Below are 22,276 nucleotides of genomic sequence, written 5' to 3'. Positions count from 1 at the left end.
TCACCGCCGGGTCCGGTTCCGCCCGGACCACGCTGGGTAGCGGTTGGTCGGAGGATGCCGACCAGCCGCCGCCCGTCGCGCCCTACGCCGTGGCTCCTTCCGTGGCGGCGGCCGGGACCGCCCGCGTCGCGGCGTCGATGTCGTTGACGCAGCGCAGCACCGGGCGGGCGGTCAACGCCACCGGGTCCAGCGCCGTGTCGGCCCGCACGGTGAAGGTCGCCGACTCCCCCGGCAGCAGGGTGACCAGCGCCCGGTCGACCTCGGCGGACGGGTCGAGCCGGTCCGGGAAGAGGGTCAGGTCGCGCAGCACCGTCCGGGCGGTCACCCGGACCCGCTGGCCGTCCTCGCCCGACGCGACCGTCGTGTCGAAGCGGGCCGCCGGCCAGTCGACCTCCCGGTCCTCGGCGAAGAACCAGAGGGCCCGCTCGGCCGTGTCGCCGGCCTCGGCGACCAGCAGCTCGCGGCGGGCCTCCTCCGGCCCGGCCAGGTCCGCGGGCAACGCCAGCACCACCGCCGAGTACGCCGGGACGTCCAGCGGGTACGCCGTCTTCGCCCTCGGTTCACCGGCCAGGGTCAGCCGGGTGACGGTCGCCGGGGCCCGCCACGGCTCGCCGGTCTCGTTGACCGCCACCAGGGCCAGCCCGCCGTCGCGGGGCTGGACGGTGAGCAGCCGGTCGGCGTACGCCCGGCGCAGCGCGTACCAGAGTGGCTTGCGGCGGCCGTCGCCGTCGATCGCCGACCACGAGGTCACCGGCCAGCAGTCGTTGAGCTGCCAGACGATGGTGCCGGCGCAGACGTCCCGGTGTGAACGGAAGTGCTCCACCCCGAGCTGGATGGCCCGCGCCTGGTTGAGCTGGGTGAGGAAGTGCCAGTCGTCGAAGTCGGCCGGCTCGGGCAGGTGGGCGTCGAGTCCACGCTGGAGCTTGGCGTCGCCGTCGGTGGCCTTCTGGTGGTGCGCCATGCCGGGCGAGTCGGGCGCGAGGGGCTCGTCGGTCAGCGCCCGGCGCAGCGTCGCGTACGCCGCGGGCGCCTGGTAGCCGAACTCGGCGACGAAGCGGGGCACGTACTCGCGGTACTTCGTGTAGTCGTCGGTGTTCCAGACGTCCCAGATGTGCATGGTGCCGTGCGCCGGGTCGTTGGGGTGGAGCTCCTCGCTGCCCGACCACGGGCTGCCCGGCCAGTACGGCCGGGTCGGGTCCAACTCCCTGACGATCCGGGGCAGCAGGTCGAGGTAGTAGCCCCGCCCCCAGGTACGCCCGGCCAGCGGCTCCTGCCAGTCCCAGTCGTGCCAGCCCCAGATGTTCTCGTTGTTGCCCGTCCAGAGCACCAGCGACGGGTGGCCGGCCAGCCGGGTGACCTGTTCGGTGGCCTCGGCGGCCACCTCGGTGCCGAACGGCTCCTCCTCCGGGTACGCCGCGCAGGCGAAGAGGAAGTCCTGCTGCACGAGGATCCCCAGCTCGTCGGCGAGGTCGTAGAAGTCCTCCGACTCGTACCGGCCGCCGCCCCAGACCCGCAGCAGGTTCACCCCGGCTCCGGCGGCCTGGCCGAGCCGGTGCGCCAGCCGGTCCCGGGTGATCCGGCTGGGGAACGGGTCGTCGGGGATCCAGTTGATCCCGCGGACGAAGACCGGGGTGTCGTTGACGTGCAGGGCGAAGGGGGTGCCGTGGGCGTCCGGGGTGGTGTCGAGACGTACCGACCGGAAGCCGATCCGGCGGGACCAGGCGTCCAGGGTCCGGCCGTCCGGCGCGCAGAGCGTGACGTCGAGCCGGTGCAGCGCCTGCTCGCCGTACCCCCGGGGCCACCACAGCTCGGGGTCGCGGACGGTGAGGGTCGCCACCGCCGTGCGCTCCCCCGCCGGGACGACTGCCTCGACGGCCGCGCCGGCGACGGCGGCCCGGACGGTCAACGGGGTGGCCGCGACCCGCTCCACCTCGACGTGCAGTTCGACCCGTCCCACCCCGTCGGCGACGGTGACCAGCGGACGGACGGTGGCGAGCCGGGCGGTGGACCAGGCGTGCAGGCCGATCTCCTGCCAGATGCCGGCGGTGACCAGGGTCGGTCCCCAGTCCCAGCCGAAGTTGCAGGCCATCTTGCGGATGAACTGGAACGGCTCCGGGTAGGCGTTCGGCCGGTCGCCGAGGGCGTCCCGGTGCCCCTGCGCGTAGCGGTACGCGGAGTCGAACCGGACGGTCAGGGTGTTCGCCCCCGGGCGCAGCAGCGCGCCGACGGCGAACCGGTGGCCGCGGTGCATGTTCTCGGTGCGGCCGACCTCGACGCCGTTGAGGGTGAGCGTGGCGACCGTGTCGAGGCCGGCGCAGACCAGGTCGACCCGCTCGTCGTCGCCGGCCCGCCGGTCGAAGGTGGTCTCGTAGACCCAGTCGGTGCGCCCGATCCAGGCCAGCGCCGTCTCGTTGTCGTCGACGAACGGGTCGGGGATCAGCCCGGCGGCCAGCAGATCGGTGTGCACACAGCCGGGCACGGTGGCGGGCACCGCCCGGCCGGCGATCCCGGCCGGCACCTGCGGCCCCGGTAGGGCCCGCAGCGTCCAGCCCTCGTGCAAGGTCTGCCGGGTCACGACTTCACCGCGCCTTCCATGATTCCGCGGACGATCTGCCGGCCGCCGATGAACAACATGACCAGCAGGGGCACCGTGGCGATGAACGCGCCAGCCAGCACCCGACGGTAGATGACGTAGTTTCCGCTGGCCAGGTCGGAGACGGCCACCATCGAGGTGGGGTAGTCGGTGCCGCTGAGCGTGATCAGCGGCCACTGGAAGTCGTTCCAGGTGGCGACGAAGGTGAGCAGGCCGAGCACCGCCAGGGCCGGGCGGATCGCCGGCAGCACGATGTTCCAGTAGACGCGCATGGTGGTGGCGCCGTCGACCCGGGCGGACTCGACCAGCTCGTCCGGCACGGTGTTGACGATGAACTGGCGCATGTAGAACACCCCGAACGCGGTGACCAGGCCCGGCGCGATGACGGCCAGCAGGGTGCCGTTCCAGCCGAGCTTGCCCATCACGATGTAGAGCGCCACGATGCCGAGCTGGTTGGGCACGGTGAGGGTGAGCACCACGAAGAGCATCAGCGCCCGGCTGCCCTTGAAGCGCAGCTTGGCGAAGGCGAAGCCGGCCAGCGAGCAGAAGAACAGCACCGACGCGGTCACCACGGTGGAGACGATGACGCTGTTGACCAGCGAGGCGGCGAAGTAGACGTCCTGAAGGGAGAAGACCTCCCGCACGTTGACCACGAACTGGTCGCCGGGGACGACCGCGGGCGGGATCTTCGCCAGCGCCTCGTCGTCGCTGGTGGCGATGACGAACATCCAGTACAGCGGGAACGCGGCGAACAGGATGGTCACCGCCAGCAGCAGATAGGTCCACACCGAGGCCGGAGTGTCCTGCGGCGCCCGGCCCATCAGGGTGGGCCGGTTCCGCCGGACCGCCCCGGGCCGGGACGGCGCGGTGTCGAGCGCGCTCATCCGAGCCTCCTTTCGTTCGTGCTCACCGACGGCCTCCGGAGAGTCGGTTCGTCAGCAGGGTGTTGAGGCCGGCCACCAGCAGGATGATCAGGAAGAGCGCCCAGGACATCGCGGCGGCGTAGCCGAGGTTGAGGTCCTTCCAGCCGACCTTGTAGATGAGCTGGGCGATGGTCTGCCACTCGCCGTTCGGCCCGCCCGTGGCGGCCTGCGAGTTCAGGTCGAACAGCATCGGCTCGGTGAAGAGTTGGAGACCGCCGATGGTGGAGAGCACCACGGTGAAGACGATGACCGGCTGGATCATCGGCACGGTGATCCGCCAGAGCTGGCGCCAGGGGCCGGCGCCGTCGATCGCCGCGGCCTCGTACACGTCGCGCGGGATCGACTGCATGGCGGCCAGGTAGAGCAGGGCGTTGTAGCCGATCCACTTCCAGTTGACCATCGTGGCGATGGCGATCCAGGAGTGCAGCTTGTCGGCCCGCCAGTCGATCGGCTCGTCCCCACCGAGACCGAAGAGGCCCAGCATCCAGTTGGCCATGCCGAAGTCGCGGGAGAAGAAGACGCTGAACACCATCGTCGAGGCGACGATCGGGGTGACGTACGGCAGCAGGACGCCCACCCGCCACCAGGTCTGCGCGCGCAGCCGGCGGTTGAGCAGGGCGGCCACCACCAGCGCCAGCAGCAGTTGCGGCACCGACGAGAGCAGGAAGATGCCGAAGGTGTTGTACAGCGCGTTCCAGAAGTCGTCGTCGCCGACCAGCCGGGTGAAGTTGTCGACGCCGGCCCAGGGCGGCAGCGTCGGGTCGTCCAACCGGTAGTTGCGCAGCGAGACCACGCCGTTGAAGACCAGCGGGAAGAGCCCGAAGACGATGAAGAGCAGGAAGAACGGGGCGATCATCAGGTACGGCATGTAGCGCATGTCGAAGCGGTACAGCCGGTTGCGCCAGGTGAGCCGCCGCTCGCCGGGTCCGGAGCCGCCGCGGCCCGGCGCGGCTCGGTGGCCCGACGGCGCGGGCGCGGCACGGGTGGTGGACATGGGACACGCTCCAGGGCCGAAGAGGTGACGGGGGTACGGGCGGTGCGGGGCGGTGACGGAGCGGCCGGTCGTGCCCGCTCCGTCACCGGTCACCGGCCCGTCAGGAGGTGCCGGCCTGCTCGGCCTCCTTGACCGCCTCGGCCCAGGCGGCCTCCGGCTTCAAGGTCTTGTTCTGCACCCGGGTGATGACGTTCTCCACGGCGACCCGGGTCGGGCCGTTCTTCCGGCCCAGGTACTGCGGGGTCAGGCCCTGCGCCATCCTGGGGAAGATCTGCCCGACCGGGGCGTCGTTGAAGAACGGGTTCTTGAAGTCGGCGATCGCCGGGTCGGCGTAGAGCGCCGGCTGCGAGGGCAGGTTGCCGACCTTCTTGAAGATCTCGATCTGCTGCTCCGGCTGGACCAGCCACTCGAGCAGCTTGTACGCCTCGTCGACGTGCTTGCCCTGCTTGGGGATGGTCAGGAACGAGCCGCCCCAGTTGCCGCCACCACCGGGCACCGCCGCGATGTCCCACTTGCCCTGGGTGCCGGGCGCGGTGTCCTTGATGTGGCCGAGCATCCACGCCGGGCAGGCGAGCACGGCGAACGAGCCGCTGGTGAAGCCCTTGTCCCAGTCGGCCTGGAAGCTGGCCAGGTTGGCCGACAGCCCGGCCTGGATGGCCTTGACCGTGTAGTCGAAGGCGACCTTCGGCCCCTGCTCCATCTGGAGCTGGTCCTGCTCGTTGTAGAACCCGACCGGCTGCTGGCCGAGGATCGGGTTGAACAGGTTGGTGCCGGAGTCGATGAACTTCTTGTTGGTCTTGCCGGTGTACCGCTGACCGACCTCGATGAACGTGTCCCAGGTGGGCCAGAGGGCGGAGACCTGGTCCCGCTCGGTGGGCAGCCCGGCGGCCTTGAACAGGTCGGTCCGGTAGCACATCGCCAGGCCGCCGACGTCGGTGCCGAGGCCGATCTGGGTCTTGCCGTCGGCCGACAGCGACTGCTTCCACTTCCAGGGCAGGTACTTGGTCTCGTAGGAGCCGGCGCCCTTGTCGAGCAGGTTGACGAACTTGTCGGACTGGCTGCGGAACTGGACCATGAAGCCCTCGTCGATCGCGGCGATGTCGGCCGCGCCCGAGCCCGCCACCAGTTTCTTCTGCAGGTCCTCGTGCTGGGCGTTGTACTCGCCCGAGTTGAGCTGGATCCGGACGTTCGGGTGGTCGGCCTCGTAGCGGGTCTTCAGGTCCTGGAGACCGAAGTCGCCCCAGAAGTTGATCTTCAGCGTGACGACGCCGTCCCCGGCGTCGGAGTCGGTGGTGCTCTTGCCGCTGCAGCCAGCGACCATGACCAGGCCGACGGCGCCGGCCACCGCCGCGCGGGCCCAGTGGGACCAGGACCGTTTCATGTCATCCTCCGCGCCAAATGGGAACGCTCCCGGTATCGAGAGACGTTGACTGAACCGGATAAGTGAGGCCACCGTACGGTCCGGGTCCAGCAGTGTCAACGGCCGGTTAACGGGGTGCTTGTCCGGTATCCGAAGGGCGCCTTTGGGAGCGCGACCATGCGTGGTTAAGCGCTCTCTCACGCATCTGGACGCGCCTCGGGGTGGCGGAGACGGGCGGGTCAGGCCGTACGCTTAACCGGACAAGTGATCGTTCAGCAGGTCCGCTGGCCGCCGATCCGGCGGGGCGTTCGCCCGACCGGGTCGGGGTAGCGTGAGGGCCGCCGGTGATCCCGGCGCCGTGGGACCGGCCCGGGGGGCCGCGAGGATTGAGGAGCACGCCGGTGAAGCGGCCGACCATCGCCGACGTCGCGCGACGTGCCGGGGTGTCCAAGGGCGCGGTGTCGTACGCGCTCAACGGGCAGCCGGGCGTCTCGGAGGCCACCCGTCAACGGATCCTGGCCATCGCCACCGAGATCGGGTTCAGCCCGAGCAGCGCCGCCCGCGCGCTCTCCGGCGCCACCGCCAACGCCGTCGGCCTGGCTCTGTGCCGGCCCGCCCGGATACTGGGCATCGAGCCGTTCTTCATGGAGCTGATCAGCGGCGTCGAGGCGGAACTCTCCGCCCGGTCGTACGCGCTCACCCTCCAGGTGGTGGCCGACCAGGAGGCCGAGATCGCGGTCTACCGCCGCTGGTGGGCGGAGCGGCGCGTCGACGGCGTCTTCGTCTGCGACCTGCGCACCGACGACCGGCGGGTGCCGGCCCTGGAGGAGCTGCAACTGCCGGCCGTGGTGATCGGCGGACCCGGCCACACCGGCAGCCTGGCCAGCGTCTGGTCGGACGACGCGGCGGCGCTGGTGGAGACGGTCGAATACCTGGTCGCCCTCGGGCACCGGCGGATCGCCCGGGTGGGTGGCCTGCCCTCGCTGCTGCACACCGAGATCCGTACCGACGCCTTCGCCGAGGTGTGCCGGCGGCTCGGGCTGGCCGACGCCGTCACCGTCTGGTCCGACTACACCGGCGAGGAGGGCGCCCGCGCCACCCGCCGCCTGCTCAGCTCCGCCAACCGCCCCACCGCGGTGATCTACGACAACGACGTCATGGCGATCGCCGGGCTCTCGGTCGCGCAGGAGATGGGGCTGACCGTCCCCGGCGACCTCTCGATCGTGGCCTGGGACGACTCGCCGCTCTGCCAGCTGGTGCACCCGCCGCTGACCGCGCTCGGCCGGGACATCCCGGCGTACGGCGCGCACGCCGCGCGGCAGCTGCTGGCGGTCATCGCCGGCGAGGCGGTGAGCGGCCTGCAGGACGAGACCGCCCACCTGACCCCGCGCGGCAGCACCGCACCGCCCCGGATCAGATGAACCGGTTCAGCATTTCCTGAACGGGGCGGTCAGCGGGAGGCGGACGGGAACTCCTCGAAGTACGCCTCCACCCGCTCCGCCGTGGCCGGCCGGGCCAGCGCGAAGCCCTGCCCGTACGGGCAGCCGGCCCGCTGCGCCCGGTCGACGTCGGCGTCGGACTCCAGCTCCTGCACCACCACCGACAGGCCGAGCCGTTCGCCGAGGCTGACCACCACGTCGATCAGCGGTCGCTGCGGGTCGTGCGCCGATCGCACCAGCTGCGGCCGGACCTTGAGCAGGTCGATCGGGAGCCGGCGCAGCTGGGCCAGGGAGGCGTGCTCGGCGCGGAAGTCGTCCAACGCGGTGCGCACCCCCAGCGACCGCAGGCCGGCCAGCCGGGCCACCACGGTCGGCAGGTCCCGGCCGATCCGGGGCTCCGCCACCTCGACCACCAGCCGGTGCGCCGGCACCCCGTGCCCGGCCAGCGTGGCGGCCACCCCGGGCAGGAAATCCGGGGCCAGCAGCTCCCGGGGGGTCACGTTGACCGCCATCCAGAGCTCCCGGCCCCCCGTCGACCAGCTGAGGAGCTGCCGGCAGGCGCGGTCCAGCACCCAGCGTCCCAGCTCGCCGACGAGGTCCAGGTCCTCGGCCACCGGCAGCAGCTCGGCCGGGAGCACGGTACCCAGCACCGGGCTGCGCCAGCGCAGCAACGCCTCCGTGCCGACCGGCTGCCGGTCGGCCAGCCCCAGCACCGGCTGGTAGACCAGGTCCAGCTCACCCCGGGTCGCCGCGCCGGGCAGCTCCCGCTCCAGGTCCAGCCGGCGGACCAGTTGCTCCTCCAGGTAGGCGTCGTACCACTCGACCCGGTTGCGGCCGAGCTGGACGGCGCGCCGCCGGGCCAGGTCCGCCTGGCGCAGCGCGTCCTCCGGCCCGGTGCCGGCCAGCTCGGCCAGGCCGACGCTCACCCGCAGCCGCACCATCGACCCGGGCGTCGGGCAGGGCTCGGCGAGCGCGGCGACCAGGCGGCCACCCAGCGCGTACGCCGGCACCGGACCGGCGTCGGTGAGCACGGCGAACTCCTCGCCGGCCACCCGGGCGACCAGGTCGTGCGGGCCCACCACGTCGCGCAGCCGGCGGGCGGCCGTGAGCAGCAGGCCGTCCGCCGCCGACGGCCCCGCTCCGTCGGTCACCGCGCCGAGGCCGTGCACCTCCACCAGCAGCAGCGCGCCCGGGCCGTCGCCCCGCGCGCTGAGCGCCCGCATCAGCTCACGCCGGTTGGCCAGGCCGGTGAGCTGGTCGGTGGCGGCCAGCCGGTGCAGTTCGCGTTCCAACCGGCGCCGCTCGCCGATGTCGCGCACGTGCAGCACCACCGCGTCGACCTCGGGCACCCCGCGCAGGTCGCTCACGGTCGACTCGGTCTCCCGCCAGCCACCGTCGCCGGTGGCCATCCGGGCCACCAGCAGCAGCGGCTCCTGGCCGCCCCGGGGCGCGGCGAGCCGGCCGAGCGCGCCCGGCGCGTCGTCGGGGTGCAGCAGTTCGATCAGCCGCCGGCCGCGGACCTCGTCGTCGCGCAGCCCGAACCAGCGGGCGCCGGCCGCGGAGAGCCAGCGCACCCGCAGCTCGTCGTCGAGCAGCAGGATCAGGTCGCGGCCACCGGAGACCAGCGCCCGGAAGTGCGCCTCCCGGGCGGCCAGCCGGCTGGCCCAGTGCCGGTTGTCGGCGGCGGTGATCAGCTCCCGGCCGACCAGCGGCGGGATCACCGCGAGTCCGAGCAGGACGGCGGTCGGCGTGAAGCTGCCGACCGCCCAGAGGTGGTACCCGGCGGCGAGGGTGGCCACCGCGGCCGGCGCGGTCACCCGGGGCCAGGCCGGCGGCGGACCGGTGCCCAGGGCCGGATCCCCGGCCGACACCCGCGCCATCCCGGCGGCGGTGAACAGGGCACCCGCCAGCAGCGGCGCGACCGCGGTCAGCGTCGCCACGGCCGGCGCCCGGTAGGCCAGCAGCACCACCAGGTCGGCCAGGCCGAGCAGGGCGGTCGCCGCCCCGGCCCGACAGAGCGCCGCGCCGGGCCGGCGGCGCCGCTCGGCCAGCGCGCTCACCAGCAGGGCGGCGAGCCCGCCCGCGCCGAGCACCGTGACGGCGCGGGCCAGCGGGGGGACGTCACCCGGCGGCAACAGCACCCAACCGGCGAACAGCAGGGCGGTGCCGAGCCCGAGCACGTCGACGGTCCGGCGCAGCCGGACCCGGGGCGCCAGCCGGGAGTGGCCGGGGAGCAGGAGCAGGCCGCCGGCGTACAGCACGGTCGCGGCGGCCAGCCCGTGGGCCGCGACGTTCGCGCGCTGCTCCGCGGCGGCCAGCGGCAGGACGCCGACGGTCAGGCCGACCACCAGCACGGCGGCGTCGAGCAGCGCGGCGGCCCGCCGGCGACGCGGCGCCCGCCGGTCCCGGCCGCCACCGGCGGCGGCCTCCCGGGAGAGTCGGACACCGGCCAGGGCGCAGCCGGCCGCGCCGGCCAGCGTCGTGGCGGCCAGCGGTGGCAGCACGCCGGCCAGGGCGGCGGTGGCCAGCAGTGCGGCCGCCGCCAGCAGGGCGGCCACCGCGGGCGCGGGGCGGTGGACCAGGTACGCGTGAGGCACGACGGTCGCCTTCGTGAGGGGGACACGGGGCGGTGCGGCGATGCGGGTGGGACGGGACACAGGACAGATATCCGACACCCACCACCCCCGCCAACGACGGATCGGAGGGTCGGTTACGGCCGTACGCAGTGACTCATGTCACTGCCGGATGGCGCCGGTCACCGTCCACCGCCCGGGCGGAGCGGGGCCGTGCCGGGGTGGGATCATCGGAGGGTGAGTAGCGCCGACACCATCCGCTTCCGGTACAACCAGGCCATCCTGGTCGCGGCGATCGTCGCCTTCATCGGCGCCCTGCCGCTGGCCACCGCCGAGTGGTACCTGCTGCCGGTGCTGCTGATCCCGCTGGCCGTCGCGGTCTGGGCGTGGCGGGCGGGCACCGACGCCAACGGGCGGGAGCTGCGGCTGCGGGCCCTGGCCGGCAGCCGCCGGATCGCCTGGGACCGGGTCGTCGAGCTGACCGCCGACCCCCGCGGCCGCGCCGTCGCCCGCCTCGACGACGGGCAGGAGGTCATGCTGCCCGCGGTGCGCGGCACCGACCTGCCCCGGCTGGTCTCCGCCACCGGGCAGCACCTGCCCGGCGAGCGCTGAGCCCGGTCAGTAGCCGTCGGTCACCGTGTTGACCAGCGGCTCCCCCGCGGCGAACCGCCGCAGCTGCGCACCCACCAGCCGGTACGCCCGCGGCAGCAGGCCGCGTACCGAGCCGGCGACGTGCGGGGTGAGCAGCACGTTGGGCAGCTCCCACAGCGGATGGTCGGCGGGCAGCGGCTCGGGATCGGTGACGTCCAGCGCGGCCCGCAGCCGGCCGCTGGACAGCTCCGCCACCAGCGCCTCCGTCCGGGCCACCGGGCCCCGGGCCGCGTTCACCAGCAACGCGCCGTCGGGCATCGCGGCGAGGAAGGCCGCGTCCACCATGCCCCTGGTCTGCTCGGTCAGCGGCACGAGCAGCACCACCACCTCCGCCTTGGGCAGCAGCCGGGGCAGCTCGTCCACCCCGTGCACGCCGTCGGCCGGGCGGGCGGTGCGGGCGACCAGCGTGACGGTGACGTCGAACGGGGCCAGCCGGGCGTGCACCGCCGCGCCGATCGAGCCGGCGCCGACGATCAGCACCCGCTTGCCGGTCAGCTCGTCGGTCGGCGCGACCTCGTCGTACGCCCACTCCCGGCGGGCCTGGGCCCGGGCCATCGCGGGGAAGCCGCGCAGCTGGGCCAGGATCGCGGTGAGCACCCACTCGGCGGTGCCGGCGTCGTGCACGCCCCGCGCGTCGCAGAGGGTCACCCCGTCCGGCACCTGGCCGACCCAGGCGTCCGCCCCGGCGGAGAGGAGTTGGATCACCGCCAGGTCCGGCAGCCGCGCCAGCATCCCGGCGGTGTCCCCGGCGGCCAGGAACGGCGGCACCCAGAACCGGACCCCGGCCGGGTCCGACGGCGGGCGTCCCGGGTCCGTCCACGCCTGGACGGTGACGCCCGCGGGCGCCTCGCCGAGCAACCCGACCCCGGCCTCGTGCGGAATCCATACCTTCACGTCCGCCGACGATAGCGACCACGACCCGCCCCGGTCCGGCGGACCGGCTCACCGGGGGCGGGCGGCGGGCGTCACCGTCCGTGGGCGTCACCGCCGCCTGCCGGGTATAACCGAGGGTCGGAGCGCAACCCGGTGCCCCGCACGTCCGCAGACAGGTGGCCGATGACCGAGCGCTCCCCGCACCGTCGCGGTCCGCTGCCCGCGGTGGACATCCCCGCGCTGACGGACCCGGCGCGGCTGCGCGCGCTCGCCGAGACGGGCCTGGACGCCGAACCCGACGAGGCGTTCGACCGCTTCGCCCGGCTGGTGAGCGACCTGCTGGAGGTGCCGGTCGCGCTGGTGTCGCTGGTCACCGGCGAACGGCAGTTCTTCCCGGGCGCGGTCGGCCTGCCGGAGCCGTGGGCCGCCCGTCGGCAGACCCCGCTGAGCCACTCGTTCTGCCAGCACGTGGTGGACATCGAGATCCCGATGGTGCTGCCCGACGCCCGGCTCTACCCCCGGGTGTGGAACAACCTGGCCATCGCGGAACTGGGCGTGGTCGCGTACGCGGGGATGCCGCTGACCGACCTGGACGGCCGGGTGCTCGGCTCGCTCTGCGCCATCGACAGCAAGCCCCGGGCCTGGACCGCCGACCAGCTGCGTACCCTGGCCGACCTCGCCGCCGCGTGCTCGTCGGAGCTGCGGCTGCGGATCGCGCTCGACGGCGCGGAGGAGGCCCGGCGGCGGGCCGAGGAGGCGCACGAGCGGCTCAAGCTGCTCTCCGCGCTGAGCGAGACCCTGACGGGCACCCTCGACGTGGCCACCGCGGTGGACCGGCTGACCGCGGCGGTGGTGCCGCTGCTGGCCGACTGGGCGCTGGTGACGCTGGTCGACCGGGCGGGTGCGCCGCGCCGGGTCACCGCCCTGCACCGGGACCCGGGGCGGGCCGCCCAGGTCGACCGCTTCGCCGAGCTGATGACGACCGGCCTCGGCCCGCAGTCGATCACCCGTACGGTGCTGCGCACCGGCCAGCCCGTGCTGGGCAGCGCGGCCACCCTGGACGACGTCCGGCGGGCCACCACCGACCCGGAGATGGTGTCGCTCGCCGACCGGCTCGGCTTCGCGTCGCACCTGTCGGTGCCGGTGCCGGCGCCCGGGCGCCGGGCGGTGGTCGGCTGCGTGACGCTGATCAACGCCCCGGGGCGGCGGCCCTTCGACGACAGCGACCTGCACATCGCCCTGGAGATCGGCCGTCGGGCCGGCCAGGCGCTCGGCAACAGCTGGATGTACGACGAACAGCGGCACGTGGCCGAGGTGCTCCAGCACAGCATGCTGCCGGTCCTGCCGGAGAGCCCCCGGGTCGAGCTGGCCGCCCGCTACCAGCCGGTGGCGGACCGGGTCGAGGTGGGCGGGGACTGGTACGACGCCTTCGTCCAGCCCGACGGCGACCTGGTCGTGGCGATCGGTGACGTCGCCGGCCACGACATCGAGGCCGCCGCGACCATGGGCCAGCTGCGCAACCTGGTCCGGGGCAACGCCTTCGGCCGGACCGACCCGGTGGACGAGCTGATGACCCGGCTGGACCGCGCCATCTCCGGGCTGCGCATCCCGGCCGCCGCCACGGCCACCCTGGCCCGGCTGCGTCCCCGCGCGGCCGGGGGCCTGACGGTGAGCTGGTGCAACGCCGGGCATCCACCGCCGCTGCTGGTCGACGCCGAGGGCGTGGTCCGGGTCCTCGGCGGCCGGCGCGAGCCGCTGCTCGGCTTCGCCCGGCCGATCGCCCGCAGCAGCCAGGAGACCATCCTGGCGGCGGGGGACACCCTGCTGCTCTACACCGACGGCCTGATCGAGCGCCGGGACCGCTCCATCGACGAGGGGCTGGCCGAGCTGCTGAGCCGACTCTCCGGCGCCGGTCCGCTCCCCCTCGCCGAGCTGTGCGACCTGCTGCTCACCTCCTCAGACCGGCGCGAGGACGACGTCGCGCTGCTCGCCGTCCGGGCCCGCTGAGCGGCTCGCGAGGTCCTCGACCGTCGCCGGTGGGCCGGGGAGTCCGGATTCGCGGGCTAGGCTGGGCCGGGTGAGCGCCCGTCCCCCGTACCCCCGCACCGGCCGCCGTCGCGCGGCGCTGGTGGCGTCCTGCGCGGCGCTGCTGCTGGCCACCTCCGGGTGCAGCTTCGGCCCGCCGGAGCCGGACCCGGCCGGTGAGCCCCCCAACCTGCCCACCCCGTCCGCGTCGGCGAGCGCCGGCGGCGCCGGTCAGGAGGTGGTCGCCACGGTCCTGGCCAAGGGGTTGCGGGTGCCGTGGGGCATCGCGTTCCTGCCGGACGGCGGCGCCCTGGTCACCGAGCGGGACAGCGGGCGGATCCTCAAGGTTGGCCCGGAGTCCGGCTCGGAGGGGCTGCGGGTCACGCCGGTGCAGACCGTGCCGGACGTGGCGGCCGGCGGCGAGGCGGGGCTGCTCGGCATCGCGGTCTCCCCCGCGTACGCCAAGGACGGGACCGTCTTCGTCTACTACACCACCGAGCGGGACAACCGGGTCGCCCGGCTGAAGCTCGGCGGCACGCCGACGCCGATCCTCACCGGCATCCCGAAGGCGGGCAACCACGACGGCGGCGGGCTGGCCTTCGGCCCGGACGGGCAGCTCTACGTGAGCACCGGTGACGCCGGCAACCGGGACTTCGCGCAGGACCGGAAGAGCCTCGGCGGCAAGATCCTGCGGATCACCGCGGACGGCAGGCCGGCGCCCGGCAACCCGTTCCCCGGCTCGCCGGTGTGGTCGCTGGGGCACCGCAACGTGCAGGGCATGGCCTGGGACGCCGGCAAGCGGATGTACGCCACCGAGTTCGGCCAGAACACCTGGGACGAGGTCAACCGGATCGACAAGGGCGCCAACCACGGCTGGCCCACCGTCGAGGGGCAGGCCGGCGACAAGCGGTACGCCGATCCGATCGTGCAGTGGCGCACCGCGGAGGCGTCCTGCTCGGGGCTGGCCGCGACGGGCCGGCTGCTGGTCACCGCCTGCCTGCGCGGCGAGCGGCTGTGGCTGCTCGAGCTGACCGACACCGGCACCGTGCTCGGGCAGCCCCGCCAGCTGCTGACCGGCCGGTACGGTCGGCTGCGCGCGGTGGCCGCCGCCCCGGACGGCTCGCTCTGGGTCTCCACGTCCAACCACGACGGGCGGGGTGAGCCGGCGCCGGAGGACGACCGCCTGCTGCGGCTGGTCTTCGCCGACGGTGGCGCCGGGCGTAGCTGAGCACCGGCCGAACGGCTGTCACGAGCCGCCGGGAGGCGCGACACACCGGGAGTTTCGGCGCGGAACGCGCCGCCGTCCGTGGGGTTTGCCAAGATCCATCATTGGGCAGGTCAGAATCTCAGCATGGACGGTGGGGAGAACGAGCAGCGCGGGCCCGGGGACGAGGACACTCCCCCGGCCCGGCGTGAGCGACGCTGGCGGCCCCGGCGGGACCGGGCCGGCCGGGCGGGCCGGTCGGGGTGGGTCCGGCGGGTGGGCGTGGTGCTCGCCGTCCTGACGGTCGCGCTGGCCGGGGCCGTGATCGGGGTGCTGGCCGGCGGCCGGGTGAACACCGACATCGGCCCGTTCCGGGCCAACCTCACCCTCGCCCCGGCGGTCAAGGGCAGCACCACCGTCGACGTCCCGCCGCTGGGCGCGCTCCAGCTCGACAGCCACGACGGGCCGACCCACCTGACCGTCCGGCTGGGCGCGCTGGACCAGCGCAAGACCGAGGCGCTGATCGACGACCCCGCCAGCATCAACCGGGCCAGCCTGTCGGCGGTCGAGGACGTCCGCGACGGCGTGATGCGGCTCGGGCTGCGTACCGCCGGGTCGGCCGTGCTGGCCACGCTGCTGCTGGCCGGGCTGGTCTTCCGGGACGTCCGCCGCACCGCGTGGTCCACCGGGCTCGCGCTGGCGGTCACCGCCGGCAGCCTGGGACTCGCCGCGGGCACCCTGCGCCCCCAGGCGATCGAGGAGCCACGGTACGAGGGGCTGCTGGTCAACGCCCCGGCGATCGTCGGCGACGCCCGCCGCATCGCCAACGACTACTCGCGCTACGCCGAGCAGCTGCAGCGCATCGTCGGCAACGTGAGTCAGCTCTACACCACGGTCTCGGCGCTGCCGGTGTACGAGCCGGCGCCCGGCACCACCCGGGTGCTGCACGTCTCGGACATGCACCTCAACCCGACCGGCTGGCAGCTGATCCGCACCGTGGTGGAGCAGTTCGACATCGACGTGGTGATCGACACCGGCGACATCACCGACTGGGGCAGCGAGCCGGAGGCCTCCTTCGTGGGTTCGATCGGCCTGCTCAAGAAGCCGTACGTCTACATCCGGGGCAACCACGACTCCTCGCGCACCGCCGCGGCGGTGGCCCGGCAACCCAACGCGATCGTGCTCAACAACTCGACCACCACGGTCGCCGGGCTGACCATCGCCGGGATCGGCGACCCCCGGTTCACCCCCGACAAGGAGACCTCGCCGGCCGGCAGCGGTCTGACCAAGCAGGTCGCCGAGCAGGTGATCGGGGCCGGTGAGCAGCTCGCGGCCACCGTGCAGCGCTCACCCCGACCGGTGAACATCGCGCTGGTGCACGACCCGGCCTCCGCCGGCCCGCTCTCCGGGACCTGCCCCCTGGTGCTCGCCGGGCACACCCACGCCCGCCAGGTGTCCAAGCTGCCGCAGCAGCCCGGCAAGCAACCCACCCAGTTGATGGTGGAGGGCTCCACCGGCGGGGCGGGGCTGCGCGGCCTGGAGGGCGAGAAGCCGACCCCGCTGTCGATGACCGTGCTCTACTTCGACCAGCGGAAACTGCTCCAGGCCTACGACGACATCACCGTCGGCGGCACCGGGCAGGCGCAGGTCAACCTGGAACGCCACGTGGTCAAGGAGCCGGCGCAGGGCGCCCCGGCCCCCGTCACCCCCACCCCGACCCGCTGACCTCAGCGCAGGGACAGGGCGGCCAGGGCGGCGTTGACGATGCTGCCGGGCAGCAGGTCGTGCAGCTCGTACAGCTCGCGGACACTGCCGGACTGGCCGAACTCGTCCACCCCGAGCGGCACCGCCGGCACGCCGAGCGCCGAGCCCAGCCAGGCCATCGCGTGCGAGGCCGCGTCGTGCACGGTCACCACCGGGGTCCGGTCGCCGAACGCCGCCCGCAGCGCGCCGGGCACGCTCGGCACGGTCGCGGTCCGCACACCCTGGCGCAGGGTCCGCTGCCAGGCCCGGTAGAGCCGGTCCAGCGAGGTCACGTCCACCACGTGCGCGGCGATGCCCTCCTCCGCCAGCTCCGCGGCCGCCGCGAGCACCTCCGGCAGCACCGCGCCGGAGCCGGCCAGGGTGACCACCGGGGCGTCCGCCAGCTGCGGGTACGCCTGGTGCGCGTCGACCAGCCGGTACGCCCCGGCGACCACCTGCCGCCGCAGCACCGCGTCGGAGATCCGGGCCCGGGCCGCCTCGAACGGCGCCTGGTCGATCGGCCGGGTGCTCAGCCGGAAGTAGTACGCCCCGTCCTCGGCCGGCGCGGCGGTGGCGGCCGGCGTCGACCCGCCGGCGATCTGCCCGAGCGCGTCGCAGAGCAGCCAGTCCAGGCTGGCCGCGTACGCCGGCTCGAGGAAGGTGACGCCGGGCAGTTCCAGGCCGACGGAGGCGGTGATGGTCGACTGGTGGGCGCCGCCCTCGGGAGCGAGGGTGATGCCAGACGGGGTGCCGGCGACCACGAACCGGGAGCCGGAGTAGGTGCCGTAGAGGAACGCGTCCAGGCCGCGCAGCACGAACGGGTCGTAGACGGTGCCGATCGGCAGCAGCGGCTGCCCCGACAGGTCCCACGACAGGCCGAGCTGCCCGAGCAGCAGGAACAGGTTCATCTCCGAGATGCCCAGCTCGATGTGCTGGCCGGCGGGGCTCTCCGTCCAGCGCAGCATCCGGTCCTCGGTCCACGAGCGCTGCTCGGTGGGGGCGAAGACGCCGGTCTTGTTGATGAACCCGGCGAGGTTGGTGGAGGTGGCCACGTCCGGCGCGGTGGTCACCAGGTACGGCGCGACGGCGGGATCCCGGGCCAGGTCGACCAGCACCCGGCCGAAGACCTCCTGGGTGGAGACGGGCTTGTTGGCGCGTACCCGGGTGGTCTCCGGAACGGTGACCCCCAGCGACCGCTCGCGGGGCGCGCGGGACAGCGCCTCCCGGCGCTCGCCGGCCCGGATGCCGGCCGGCGACGCCGGGTCAAGGCGGTCCCACTCGGTCTCGGCGGTCAGGCCGTTGGCGGCGCGCAGCGCGTCGACCTGCTCCGTGCTGAGCAGCGCGGAGTGGTTGCGCGGGTTGCCGGCGATCGGCAGCCCCCACCCCTTGACGGTGTACGCGAAGACCACGCTGGGCCGGTCGGTCACCGCGTCGCACTGGGCGTACGCGTCGAGCATGGCTTCCAGGTCGTGCCCACCCAGGTCGGTCACCAGCGGGCCCAGCTCGTCGTCGGAGATGTCCGCGACGAAGGCGCCCACCTCGGCCGGCGCGCCGTCGAGGAACTGCTTGCGCAGGGCCGGCCCCGCCAGCCCGAACAGCGACTGGTACTGCTCGTTGGGCATGATGTCGATCCAGTCGCGCAGCGCCGCGCCGCCCGGCCGGGCGTACGCCTCGGCGAGCTTGCGGCCGTACTTGACCTCCACGACGTGCCAGCCGGCGGCCTCGAACTGGCCCCGCCACTGGTTGATCCGGATGCCGGGGACGACCCGGTCCAGCGACTGGCGGTTGAAGTCGACCAGCCACATCACGTTGCCCAGCCCGGTGGTGGCCGGGTCGGCGACGGCCTCCCAGATGTTCCCCTCGTCCAGCTCGGCGTCGCCGATCAGGGCGACGAACCGGGAGTGCGGACGCGCCCCGAAGTGCGCGTCGACGTAGCGGCGGGTGACCGCGGCGAACAGCGGCGCGGCGGCGCCGAGCCCGACGGAGCCGGTGGAGAAGTCCACCTCGTCCGGGTCCTTGGTCCGCGACGGGTACGACTGGAGCCCGCCCCGCGCCCGCAGCTTCGGCAGGTACGACCGGTCCAGGTTGCCCAGCAGGTACTGGATGGCGTGGAACACCGGCGAGGCGTGCGGCTTGACGGCGACCCGGTCCTCGGCGTCGAGGTGGGCGAACCAGAGCGCGGTCATCGCGGTGACCAGGGAGGCGCTGGAGGCCTGGTGGCCGCCGACCTTCACCCCGTCGCCGGTGTCCCGGTCGTGGTTGGCCGCGTCCACGATCCGGGTGGCGAGCCAGAGCACCCGCCGCTGGATCTCGTCGAGGACGTCGAGGTCGTGCTGGTTCACGGTGACTCCATCCGGGCGTCGCCGTTGACGCCCTCGCGAGGGGTGGCGCGGATCGCGCGTACTCGGGGGAAGCGGGAAGGCCGCCGCCGGGTTGCGACGGCGGCCTTCGACGGGTCGGGCTCAGCCCTGGGCGCCGAGGCGCTCCAGGATCAGCTCGCGGACGGTCTTGGCGTCGGCCTGGCCGCGGGTGGTCTTCATGACCGCGCCGACCAGCGCGCCGGCCGCAGCGACCTTGCCGCTGCGGATCTTGTCCGCGACCTCCGGGTTGGCGGCGATGGCCTCGTCCACGGCGGCGGTGAGCGCGCCGGTGTCGGAGACGACCTCCAGGTTCCGGTTGGCCATGATCTCGGTCGGCGAGCCCTCGCCGGCCACCACGCCCTCCAGGACGGTACGGGCCAGCTTGTCGTTGAGCTTGCCCGCGTCGACCAGGCCCTGGAGCTCGGCGACCTGCGCCGGGGTGGCGCCGACGTCGGCCAGCTCGATGCCGGCCTCGTTGGCCCGCCGGGACAGCTCACCCAGCCACCACTTGCGGGCGGCGGCCGGGGTCGCGCCGGCGGCGATGGTGGCCTCGATCAGCTCGACCGCGCCGGCGTTGAGCACCGACTGCATGTCCAGGTCGGACAGGCCCCACTCCTGCTGGAGCCGGCGGCGGTGCAGCCGGGGCAGCTCCGGCAGGGCGGCCTTCAGCTCGGCCACCCAGGCGGTGTCCGGGGCGAGCGGCACCAGGTCCGGCTCCGGGAAGTACCGGTAGTCGGTGGCGGTCTCCTTGGACCGGCCCGGCGTGGTGTCGCCGGTGTCCTCGTGGAAGTGCCGGGTCTCCTGGGTGATCTTCCCGCCGGCGTCGAGCACGGCGGCCTGCCGCAGCATCTCCGAGCGGACCGCCCGCTCCACCGAGCGCAGCGAGTTGACGTTCTTGGTCTCGGTGCGGGTGCCCCACTCCTCGCCGGGCAGGTTGAGGGAGGTGTTCACGTCGCAGCGCAGCGAGCCCTCCTCCATCCGCACGTCGGAGACGCCCAGCGAGCGGAGCACGTCGCGCAGCTCGGTGACGTACGCGCGGGCCACCTCCGGCGCCAGCGCGCCGGTGCCCGGCACCGGCTTGGTGACGATCTCCACCAGCGGGATGCCGGCGCGGTTGTAGTCGACCAGCGACTCGGTCGCGCCGTGGATGCGGCCGGTGGCGCCGCCGACGTGCAGCGTCTTGCCGGTGTCCTCCTCCAGGTGCACCCGCTCGATGCCGATCCGCACCAGCTCGCCGCCGACCTCGACGTCCAGGTAGCCGTCGAAGCACAGCGGCTCGTCGTACTGGCTGATCTGGAAGTCCTTCGGCATGTCCGGGTAGAAGTAGTTCTTCCGGGCGAACCGGCACCACTCGGCGATGGAGCAGTTCAGCGCCAGGCCGATCCGGATGGTCGCCTCGATGGCCGCCTTGTTGGCCACCGGCAGCGAGCCGGGCAGGCCCAGGCAGACCGGGCAGACCCGGGTGTTCGGCTCGCCGCCGAAGTCGGTCGGGCAGCCGCAGAACATCTTGGTGTTCGTGCCCAGCTCGACGTGGGTCTCCAGGCCGATCACCGGTTCGTAGCGCGCGACGACCTCGTCGTACGCGGGCAGTGTCGTGGTCATCTGAGCTCCTGCCTCACAGCGCCGGTGGGGTGAACGTGCCGACCACGGACTCCAGCGCGGCGGCGACCCGGTACATCCGGTCGTCGGCCATCGTCGGGGCCATCACCTGCAGGCCGACGGGGAGCCCGTCGGAGAGGCCGCAGGGCACCGAGATGCCCGGGCCGCCGTACAGGTTGGTCGGGATGGTGAACAGGTCCGCCAGGTACATCTGGTAGGGGTCCGAGGTGCGCGCGCCGATCGGGAACGCCACGAACGGGGTGGTCGGCGAGATCAGCGCGTCGACCCGCTCGAAGGCCGCGGTGAAGTCCCGGGTGATCAGGGTGCGGACCTTCTGCGCCTGGCCGTAGTAGGCGTCGTAGTAGCCCGAGGAGAGGGCGTACGTGCCGATCATGATGCGCCGCTTGACCTCGGCGCCGAAGCCGGCCTCCCGGGTCAGCGACATGACCTCCTCCAGCGACCGGTTGCCGTCGTCGCCGACCCGCAGGCCGAACCGGACGCCGTCGAACCGGGCCAGGTTGGAGGAGCACTCGCTGGGCGCGATCAGGTAGTACGCCGGCAGCGCGTACCGGAAGTGCGGGCAGGACACCTCGACGATCTCGGCGCCCAGCTTGGCCAGGGTGTCGACCGACTCGCGGAAGGCGGCCATCACGCCCGGCTCCGCGCCCTCGCCGGTGAACTCGGTGACGATGCCGAGCTTCACGCCGGTCAGGTCGCCGGTGGCGCCGAGCTTCGCGGCGGCCACCACGTCCGGCACCGGGGCCGGGATGGAGGTCGAGTCGCGCGGGTCGTGCCCGCCGATCACCTGGTGCAGCAGCGCGGCGTCGAGCACCGTACGGGCACACGGGCCGGGGGTGTCCAGCGACGAGGAGAACGCCACCAGGCCGTAGCGGGAGGTGCCGCCGTAGGTGGGCTTCGCGCCGACGGTGCCGGTGACCGCGCCGGGCTGGCGGATCGAGCCGCCGGTGTCCGAACCGATCGCCAGCGGCGCCTCGTACGCGGCCAGCGCGGCGGCGCTGCCGCCACCGGAGCCGCCCGGGATCCGGTCCAGGTCCCACGGGTTGTGGGTCGGGCCGTACGCGGAGTACTCGGTGGAGGAGCCCATCGCGAACTCGTCCATGTTGGTCTTGCCGAGCATCACCGTGCCGGCGGCGCGCAGCCGCTGCACGATCGTCGCGTCGTACGGCGGGCGCCACCCCTCGAGGATCTTCGACCCGACGGTGGTCGGCACGCCCTTGGTGGTGAGCACGTCCTTGACGGCGACCGGCACGCCGGCCAGCGGTCCCAGCTCCTCACCGGCGGCCCGACGCTCGTCGACCGCGCGGGCGGCGGCCAGCGCGCCCTCGGTGTCGACGTGCAGGAAGGCGTGCACCCGGTCGTCGACGGCGGCGATCCGGCCCAGGTGGGCCTGCGTCACCTCGACGGCGGAGGTCTCCCCGCTGGCGACGAGACCGGCGATCTCCGTCGCGGTCAGCTTCGTCAGGTCACTCATGCCGGCACTCCGCTTCGCTCCGTGCCGTCATGAGGCACCATCGCACTGAGCCTGATGATTCGCTCGCTGCGCTCGCTCATGAGGCCACATCCTCGTCCAGGATCCGCGGGACGCGGAACCGCTGCTGGTCGGCGTCCGGCGCGCCGGACAGCGCCTCCTCCGGGGTCAGGCACGGCGTCACCACGTCCTCGCGGAGCACGTTGGTCAGCGGCACCGAGTGGGAGGTCGGCGGGATGTCCGCCGCGGCGACCTCACCGACCTGGGCCACCGACTGGAGGATCACGTCGAGCTGGCCGGCGAAGACGTCCAACTCCTCCTCGGTGACGGCGAGCCGCGACAGTCGCGCCAGGTGCGCGACCTCCTCGCGGGAGATGGCGGCCATCGGTGCCCCCTTCGTGGCTGTCCTGCTGCGTCTGCGGTGTGCCGGCCGCGCGATCGGAGATGACG

At 73.8% G+C, this 22,276-nt stretch carries 15 protein-coding genes; 5 read left to right on the top strand and 10 right to left on the bottom strand.

What is annotated here, in order from left to right; translation table 11 throughout:
- Positions 1–82: 82 nt before the first annotated feature.
- The 4 genes from FHX75_RS27870 to FHX75_RS27855 form a co-directional block, all read right to left on the bottom strand.
- Positions 83–2,575: a glycoside hydrolase family 2 protein gene (locus FHX75_RS27870; RefSeq protein WP_154943331.1), complete on the bottom strand. Its 2,493-nt coding sequence runs from the start codon at positions 2,573–2,575 to the stop codon at positions 83–85.
- On the bottom strand, positions 2,572–3,414 hold the full coding sequence (locus tag FHX75_RS27865; RefSeq protein WP_154943578.1) for a carbohydrate ABC transporter permease: 843 nt from the start codon (positions 3,412–3,414) through the stop codon (positions 2,572–2,574). The genes FHX75_RS27870 and FHX75_RS27865 overlap by 4 nt, the downstream gene beginning before the upstream one ends.
- Positions 3,415–3,499: 85 nt before the next feature.
- Positions 3,500–4,510: a carbohydrate ABC transporter permease gene (locus FHX75_RS27860; protein ID WP_154943330.1), complete on the bottom strand. Its 1,011-nt coding sequence runs from the start codon at positions 4,508–4,510 to the stop codon at positions 3,500–3,502.
- A gap of 100 nt (positions 4,511–4,610) precedes the next feature.
- Positions 4,611–5,891, bottom strand: a complete 1,281-nt coding sequence (locus tag FHX75_RS27855) for an ABC transporter substrate-binding protein (protein WP_154943329.1) — start codon at positions 5,889–5,891, stop codon at positions 4,611–4,613.
- 380 nt (positions 5,892–6,271) lie between these two features.
- Between FHX75_RS27855 and FHX75_RS27850 the strand changes: the two genes are divergently transcribed.
- The gene (locus tag FHX75_RS27850; protein ID WP_154943328.1) at positions 6,272–7,291 is read left to right on the top strand and encodes a LacI family DNA-binding transcriptional regulator; all 1,020 of its coding nucleotides are present in this window, start codon (positions 6,272–6,274) and stop codon (positions 7,289–7,291) included.
- Between the two features lie 29 nt (positions 7,292–7,320).
- On the opposite strand, the gene FHX75_RS27845 is transcribed toward FHX75_RS27850, so the two are convergent.
- A complete protein-coding gene (locus tag FHX75_RS27845; RefSeq protein ID WP_246158748.1) occupies positions 7,321–9,906 on the bottom strand; it encodes a putative bifunctional diguanylate cyclase/phosphodiesterase in 2,586 nt (861 codons plus the stop codon).
- 213 nt (positions 9,907–10,119) lie between these two features.
- On the opposite strand from FHX75_RS27845, the gene FHX75_RS27840 reads away from it, so the two are divergent.
- The gene (locus FHX75_RS27840) at positions 10,120–10,494 is read left to right on the top strand and encodes a PH domain-containing protein (protein ID WP_154943326.1); all 375 of its coding nucleotides are present in this window, start codon (positions 10,120–10,122) and stop codon (positions 10,492–10,494) included.
- Between the two features lie 6 nt (positions 10,495–10,500).
- On the opposite strand, the gene FHX75_RS27835 is transcribed toward FHX75_RS27840, so the two are convergent.
- A complete protein-coding gene (locus FHX75_RS27835) occupies positions 10,501–11,427 on the bottom strand; it encodes a 2-hydroxyacid dehydrogenase (RefSeq protein WP_154943325.1) in 927 nt (308 codons plus the stop codon).
- Between the two features lie 162 nt (positions 11,428–11,589).
- Here FHX75_RS27835 and FHX75_RS27830 point away from each other — a divergent pair, with 162 nt between their 5' ends.
- The 3 genes from FHX75_RS27830 to FHX75_RS27820 all read left to right on the top strand — a co-directional run bounded on the left by FHX75_RS27830 (position 11,590) and on the right by FHX75_RS27820 (position 16,360).
- Entirely contained in the window at positions 11,590–13,413 is a 1,824-nt protein-coding gene (locus tag FHX75_RS27830) for a SpoIIE family protein phosphatase (protein ID WP_154943324.1), read from the top strand.
- A gap of 70 nt (positions 13,414–13,483) precedes the next feature.
- Positions 13,484–14,659, top strand: coding sequence for a PQQ-dependent sugar dehydrogenase (locus tag FHX75_RS27825; protein WP_154943323.1), 1,176 nt, complete (start codon positions 13,484–13,486; stop codon positions 14,657–14,659).
- Between the two features lie 123 nt (positions 14,660–14,782).
- Entirely contained in the window at positions 14,783–16,360 is a 1,578-nt protein-coding gene (locus FHX75_RS27820; RefSeq protein WP_154943322.1) for a metallophosphoesterase, read from the top strand.
- Positions 16,361–16,362: 2 nt separating this feature from the next.
- Here the strand turns inward: FHX75_RS27820 and FHX75_RS27815 are convergent, their stop codons facing one another.
- The 4 genes from FHX75_RS27815 to gatC all read right to left on the bottom strand — a co-directional run bounded on the left by FHX75_RS27815 (position 16,363) and on the right by gatC (position 22,211).
- Complete coding sequence (locus tag FHX75_RS27815; protein ID WP_154943321.1) at positions 16,363–18,720, bottom strand: transketolase-like TK C-terminal-containing protein; 2,358 nt, start codon at positions 18,718–18,720, stop codon at positions 16,363–16,365.
- A gap of 120 nt (positions 18,721–18,840) precedes the next feature.
- Complete coding sequence (gatB, locus tag FHX75_RS27810) at positions 18,841–20,340, bottom strand: Asp-tRNA(Asn)/Glu-tRNA(Gln) amidotransferase subunit GatB (protein ID WP_154943320.1); 1,500 nt, start codon at positions 20,338–20,340, stop codon at positions 18,841–18,843.
- A 13-nt stretch (positions 20,341–20,353) separates the two neighbouring features.
- On the bottom strand, positions 20,354–21,829 hold the full coding sequence (gene gatA, locus FHX75_RS27805) for an Asp-tRNA(Asn)/Glu-tRNA(Gln) amidotransferase subunit GatA (protein ID WP_154943319.1): 1,476 nt from the start codon (positions 21,827–21,829) through the stop codon (positions 20,354–20,356).
- A gap of 76 nt (positions 21,830–21,905) precedes the next feature.
- Positions 21,906–22,211, bottom strand: coding sequence for an Asp-tRNA(Asn)/Glu-tRNA(Gln) amidotransferase subunit GatC (gene gatC / locus FHX75_RS27800; protein ID WP_088963593.1), 306 nt, complete (start codon positions 22,209–22,211; stop codon positions 21,906–21,908).
- Positions 22,212–22,276: the final 65 nt, after the last annotated feature.

Source organism: Micromonospora palomenae (assembly GCF_007829925.1).
Classification (GTDB): domain Bacteria; phylum Actinomycetota; class Actinomycetes; order Mycobacteriales; family Micromonosporaceae; genus Micromonospora; species Micromonospora purpureochromogenes.
Note: the sequence above shows the minus strand (reverse complement) of the source record. Positions and strands in the feature narration are given on the sequence as shown.